The organism is Paenimyroides baculatum, from assembly GCF_008629655.1.
GTDB lineage: Bacteria > Bacteroidota > Bacteroidia > Flavobacteriales > Flavobacteriaceae > Flavobacterium > Flavobacterium baculatum.
This window is the reverse complement of sequence record NZ_VWSG01000008.1, coordinates 156,393-163,116: the sequence shown is the minus strand read 5'-3', so window position 1 is coordinate 163,116 and position 6,724 is coordinate 156,393. Positions and strand designations below refer to the sequence as shown.

General features: G+C 38.4%; 5 protein-coding genes. All 5 read left to right on the top strand.

All coding sequences use genetic code 11. The annotated features are described in order from the left end of the window. Window positions 1-264: 264 nt before the first annotated feature. The 5 genes from F0460_RS11685 to F0460_RS11665 all read left to right on the top strand — a co-directional run bounded on the left by F0460_RS11685 (window position 265) and on the right by F0460_RS11665 (window position 6,688). Window positions 265-807: a peptidoglycan-binding protein LysM gene (locus F0460_RS11685; RefSeq protein WP_150013426.1), complete on the top strand. Its 543-nt coding sequence runs from the start codon at window positions 265-267 to the stop codon at window positions 805-807. 209 nt (window positions 808-1,016) lie between these two features. Next, entirely contained in the window at window positions 1,017-1,559 is a 543-nt protein-coding gene (locus tag F0460_RS11680; RefSeq protein ID WP_150013424.1) for a peptidoglycan-binding protein LysM, read from the top strand. A gap of 80 nt (window positions 1,560-1,639) precedes the next feature. Then, window positions 1,640-2,440, top strand: coding sequence for a fimbrial biogenesis chaperone (locus F0460_RS11675; protein WP_223810807.1), 801 nt, complete (start codon window positions 1,640-1,642; stop codon window positions 2,438-2,440). Window positions 2,441-2,445: 5 nt separating this feature from the next. Continuing rightward, window positions 2,446-5,244, top strand: coding sequence for a fimbria/pilus outer membrane usher protein (locus F0460_RS11670; protein WP_223810806.1), 2,799 nt, complete (start codon window positions 2,446-2,448; stop codon window positions 5,242-5,244). Between the two features lie 10 nt (window positions 5,245-5,254). After that, on the top strand, window positions 5,255-6,688 hold the full coding sequence (locus F0460_RS11665) for a hypothetical protein (protein ID WP_150013422.1): 1,434 nt from the start codon (window positions 5,255-5,257) through the stop codon (window positions 6,686-6,688). Window positions 6,689-6,724: the final 36 nt, after the last annotated feature.

Here is a 6,724-nt window from a genome sequence, read left to right as displayed (position 1 = left end):
GAAACCGGCCGGAACCTATACGCAGACCGTAACTTATACTGCCACTGCTTTATAAAACAAACAAACAGTAATTTTATACAAGCCCTCGACACCTTCCAAGTGTCGAGGGTTTTTCTAATTAAACAAACGGATAATTTGTGTAGTTATTATACTACATGAAGTTCCATTTTCCACTACAGAGAAACTTTTACCGCCGCCGTAGATTTGTAATGTTCAAGAGAGAACAATTAAACAGAAATAAAATAACAATAAAATACTACTATCATGAAAAAACAAATCGTAATCGCAGCCTTAACTTTCGGAGCAATCTTATTTGGAAGCAACCATGTGCAGGCTCAAAATACTGCAACAACAACGGCAAAGATTACCCTTAACGATGTAATCTCTATTGATACAGGAAGTACTGCAATTGGTAATACCGTTGACTTTAACTATGCGACTGCAGCAGACTACAACTCTGATCAGACCGTTACCAAAGCGAACTCTTTAAAAGTAACATCAACGAAGAACTTTAATGTAAAAGTAAAAGCAGGAGGTGCTAGTTTTGTGAATGGAACCAACCTAATCCCTGTAAGCGTTTTAACGATCAAAGCTGCAACAGCTTCGGGAACAATGGGCGGAACAAAGAACGCTGTTGTTTTATCTTCAAGCGATCAAACTTTAGTTTCAAACGCTCCCCTTGGAAGCGCATTAACACTGAACCTGGACTACACCATTCCAGCGTCGAAATCATCATCGTCTGATATTTTAGGTAAACCGGCCGGAACCTATACGCAGACCGTAACTTATACTGCCACTGCTTTATAAAACAAACAAACAGTAATTTTATACAAGCCCTCGACACCTTCCAAGTGTCGAGGGTTTTTCTAATTAAACAAACGGATAATTTGTGTAGTTATTATACTACATGAAGTTCCATTTTCCACTACAGAGAAACTTTTGCCGCCGCCGTAGATTTGTAATGTTCAAGAGAGAACAATTAAACAGAAATAAAATAACAATAAAATATTACTATCATGAAAAAACAAATCGTAATCGCAGCCTTAACTTTCGGAGCAATCTTATTTGGAACCAACCATGCGCAGGCTCAAAATACTGCAACAACAACCGTAAACATTACACTTAACGATGTAATCTCTATTGATGCAGGAAGTACTGCAATTGGTAATACCGTTGACTTTAACTATGCGACTGCAGCAGACTACAACTCTGATCAGACCGTTACCAAAGCGAACTCTTTAAAAGTAACATCAACGAAAAACTTTAATGTAAAAGTAAAAGCAGGGGGTACTAGTTTTGTGAATGGAACCAACCTAATCCCAGTAAGCGTTTTAACGATTAAAGCTGCAACAGCTTCGGGAACAATGGGCGGAACAAAGAATGCTGTTGTTTTATCTTCAAGCGATCAGACTTTAGTGTCAAACGCTCCCCTTGGAAGCGCATTAACACTGAATCTGGACTACACCATTCCAGCGTCGAAATCATCATCATCTGATATATTAGGTAAACCGGCCGGAACCTATACGCAGACCGTAACTTACACTGCCACTGCCTTATAATAAATTTTTTAGTCTGTAAAGGTTCCTTTTGCTTTGTTTTCAGTAGTTTTGGGAATCTTTTACTATTAAACAATTACACCATGCGCAAGTTTATCTACCTTTTTGTTTTCTTTATCCTTACAGGGGCTTCTTCGATTCTGGCACAGAGCATATCTATGTCGCCTACACGTTTGTTTTTTACCGGGAGTCCGGGAGAAAAAGTTACACAGACAGTTACGCTTCAAAACAGCTCGGATAAGGATTATGTTTTTAACCTCAACTATAAAGACTGGATGCGGGAAGAAGACGGGAATAAGGTTTATCTTGATGCAGGCAGTTCAAAAACTTCCAATGCCTCTTGGATGTCCACCTTAGAAAACGCTGTCACAGTTCCTGCAAAAAGTACTAAGGAGATTGTAGTAAGCATGCAGATTCCGGCAACCGCATCAAAGTCTGCCGTTACGAACAGCATGTTGTTTTTCACACAGCTTCCTCAACAGGCAGATCAAGCAAAAGTTCAAAATGGTATTGGTATTATCACCTTATTTGAAGTGGGACTTCACATCTTTTATACTCCACCTGGGAACCAGGTGAAAAGCTTGGATATTACCAATATTTCAGAGTTGAGTAATGACCATGCAGCGGAAAGAAAAGTCGCAGTAAATATTCACAATGACGGAAACACCATTAATGATGCCACCGTTGAGTTTGAACTAACCGACACAGACAGTGGTAAGGAAATAAAATTACCTGCAATTTCCATCTCTATGCTTCCTGATAGCAATCAGACCGTTCAATTTTCTTTACCGGAGAACATTTCGGGGAACTTCCTTGGCGTGGTTATTATTAAAATGGCAGGATCCAATGACCTGCGGGTAGGCGAAAAAAACTTTAAATTTTAAAAATCTTGAAACTACAAAATGTATTATCGACAGTATTTCTTAGAAGAACAATCTTACTTGCATTTGTTCTTCTGAACTTTTCGTTTGCCTTTGCGCAGGAAAAGAAGGATATCGAAATCCATTTTGAAAAAGACAGTTTAGCTGTTGAGAAGGGCGCTACTTTTACTAATTTCATAGTCATTGAGAATAAAAGTTCTGAAGAAATTACTATTAAGACTATCACGCCTCAGGAAAACTATCCGGGTTTACTTTTCTATCCCAAAAATGAGTTTACCTTAGGTGTGGGTCAGTCTAAAAATCTTCCCTTGAAATTCATCGCTAATGTTGATTTTATGAAACTGAGATCTAATGAGATCACATTCAATGTTTCGTACAGCACCCCAACCATCGCAAAAACTGAAAACATCGCATTCTTTGTTAAAAAAGAAGAGAACAATAACATTGCCATTTACACGGCTACCTACGAAAATTTCATCAACCCTGCCGTTCCCCAATCCTCGATCCTGCTGATTGTAGAAAACCAGGGTTATAGTAAACGAACCGTTAAGATTGATTTGCAATCAATCCCTGACGGCTTGGAAATGATGCCGATACAGCAAACATTATCTTTGGAAGGTTTAGAAAAACAAACCGTTGAAATCATAATCAGGGTTAGAAAACAGAATATGCTTTATCCTGAATTTAATATAAATGCAACCGCAACAGATCTACTTGATAACAAAATCGTGGGAAGCAACACGCTCTATGTAGTTATTTTGTCACACGACAGACAAATAGCCCGGGGGAATGAATCAGTGAGCGGAAGTAATTTTGCGGAGATGAGCTATAATGAAAACAGTTCGGGCTTCAACTTTCTTCAACTTAGGGGAAACGCAGCATTTCAGGTAACTGAGAATTTGAATTCACGCTTTAATATGGGGGCAGATTACTATCTTGACGGCCGTTATAACCTGTATGATACCTGGTTAGAACTAGAGAGAAAGAATACCGTATTACGAGTAGGAAATATTAACAGTAACGATTACGATTACCCGGTTTTCGGAAGAGGTGGAAAGGTTTCGACCAAATTAGGTGAAAATAAGCAGGTTGAAGTTCTTGCACTGGAAAATAATTACAATCTGTATGGTACCTATATCAATCAAACAAAAGGGTCGAGTATGGTGGGTTCAAAATACAGTTTCGGGAATGCTAAATCATTTAACGGGAAAGTGTCGTATCTATTCGCCCATGATCCGCGCTTCAGCATAGACACGCATGTGGCGAACGCAGTAACATCATTTGTAATTAACAATAAGCATATCATCCGCACAGAGGGTGGTATCAGCCATGAAAAAGGACTTGTGAACAACGATGAAAAAGCGGGAGCTTCAGTTGCAGCCAATTACGAGGGGAAAATAGGACTATGGGATATACAATCTGTTAATTCCCTTGCAACCAAAGGTTATGCAGGTATTAAACGAGGATCTTTTTTCTCAAACCAGCGTATCGGACGCCAAATTTCTGCTTCTCAGCGTGTTTTTATACAATATCAGAATTCACAGGTACAACCCGAGTTCATCAGTTTCCAAAATGCGTCTATCCTACCTGAGACTACCGGTAATTTGCGTTATTATTTCAACAGTACAGAATCTTTAGGAACAGGTTACCAGTTTTCTGAAAATAAGTGGATTTTTTTACTTTCTCCAAAGATTGAAAATCAAAAAACAGCCAATTTTTACTCAGCACAGGAACTTTTTTCTTACAGATTGGAAGCCAACATAAGTACTACATTAGGTGCCCACGGATTAAACCTGATGGGGGAATATTCTTATTCAAAAGAGAACAGTAAGGCCGATTGGTTCAACAGTTTTAGAACAACTTTATCTTACAGGTATAAATCTTTCTCCATTAACGGAACAGCTCAATGGAATGCAAACAATGTCTTTGATTTAAATTCTTATTACAATACAGACCGTAATTTTGCCAACTACAATGTATACGCCTCGTATAACTTCCAGATGCTTAATCATAATCTCATCGGATCTTTTTCAGCAGGAACGTCGTATTCGGAACTTTATAAAAATTTAAACAGCAACCTCAGTGGTAATCTGGAATATAAAGTTTCGCCTTCTTGGTCTACCACAGGTTATTTTAATCTTTCGAGTTATAAATCTACGGCTGAATATGCAGGCAGTGGCAGTTATTACCAGTTCAGAGTGGGGATTAAGAAAAATTTTACCAGCGCTACAGCCCTTGGAAACCATAAAGTGGCATTCCAATTATTTGAAGATAAAAATTTCAACGGGCTTCTGGATGCCGGTGAACCGGTACTTGGAAATGAAATAGTGAAACTGGACAATTTTGTTGCGATGACGGATAAGAACGGAAAAGTAGTTTTTCAGAATGTGCCCGACGGTATTTATACAATGAAAGTAAACGAAAGTGCGGGTGCCCGACTGATGACGGATCCTGTAATTATGGTCTATAAAAATATCAACCGCAAAGTGGGGCTGGTGAAAAACATTAAAGTAAGCGGTAAATTAAAAGAAATTAAACAAGCTTATGATGTTTTAGAAACAGAGGTAACCGGAATAGTGGTGTATGCAAAAAGTGAAGATGGTACGGTATATACCGCCGTGGTTAACCAAAATAATGAGTTTGAGTTTTTCCTTAAAGATGGAACATACACTCTATATATTGAAAATGACAAATACAGCTATGCCCAACCCAACCAAACTATTCAGGTGACAAAAGAAGGATATCCAGATACCGTGGTTTTTGAATATAAGAAGAAAGACACTACCATTAAGGTGAAAAAGTTTTAAATTTAAACGTATGAAAAAGATGAGGGATTTTTTAATAATAATTTTTACCGTGTTCTGCGGGTCATACATCATGAAAGCTCAGGATGTTTTCCTGACGATTCCTGAAAATAATATTTTTAACAGAACTGAATTTACCTCAGTACCTACAAGGGTAATGACCAACGCTAACAGAACAAACTGGGATTATGGTTTTTTTTTACTCGGACCGATAGCTCCAACATTTACCTCTTTGTCCGGACAAACTTTCACCCACACTTCTTCCGCGTTTACATTACCGAGTTCTACGCTGCTGTGGCAGTTAGAAAGTATGGGCGGGCAATTGCCCGCTACTGGAATTTCGGGTTTTTTACCCGGTTTTCAGTCGTTCAGCACAAGTCCCTTAAAATGGTTTGAGCCGCCGACAATTAGTTTCGGAGGAGGATTTTCGAGAGGAAATATCAATTTTATATTTAAAATTCCCGCGGCACAATTTGCTGCCAATACCTACCGGGCGGGGAACTACTCTATGGATATCACTCAGAACTATAACGATTTTACACCACGTAATTTTAAAACAATTTTAGTTATTCCCTCATTTACACGATGGGTTACAACCTCTTTAACAAAGTATATAGAAGTATCTTCTTTAAATGACTACCGAAATACAGGCACACGCGTGTTTAGTTTGGATAATACAGAAATCGCTCATACGGTTGATTTTAATTTTTGGGCTAAAGCTGCTTCCACAAACGTTCAGTTCACTTCCTCTAAAGGTGTTCCAGGAACCAGAAGTATAGCAAGCATTAAATTGGGCAGCAGTGGATCTGCGCTTACAACCAAAGCCCTATCTGCCAGTTTTCAGAATTTTTCCCCTGCTAATTTCAGTGTTGGGGCGGGAAACAGAAGCAGTTTCATTCCAGAGCTTTATATATCTTCGGAAGATTTTAAGAACAATTTTTTTGAAGCCGGTATTTATACTTTTGAATTGAATTTTAATGCCGCAAATACAGATAATTCTATAAACAGTTTTCAAAATACAGCTGTTCAGTTAAAGGTGGTTCCGCGGTCGGAGATTACTATCCCCAGTTCCGGGAGAAATGTAAACTTTAATTTTAATACAGCTGCACATTACACCAACGGTCAGTCACAAATTATTGCGAACCAAATTCTACTGTCTAATAACGAGAGTTTTGAACTTTATGTAAAATCAGACGAAAATTATTTCAAGAAAGGCGGGCTTCAGACCGATATCAACTCCAATATACTGCAAATTGGCCTGGATGGAAGCTCTTTAGATATTCCCTTATCTAAAACTCCGCAAAAAATACTCTTTAACGGAGCGCCGGTTTTGGATCGGGGACTAAACGTAAGATATACCATACCATCTGCTGGAGCTCAAAGTTTGGTAGGGAAGGAAAATACCACTTACGCTATCAATGTTTATTACAGCTTTACGGCCATTTAAAAAAACTTCTTCATAAAGCTTTTTTTAACGGATGAA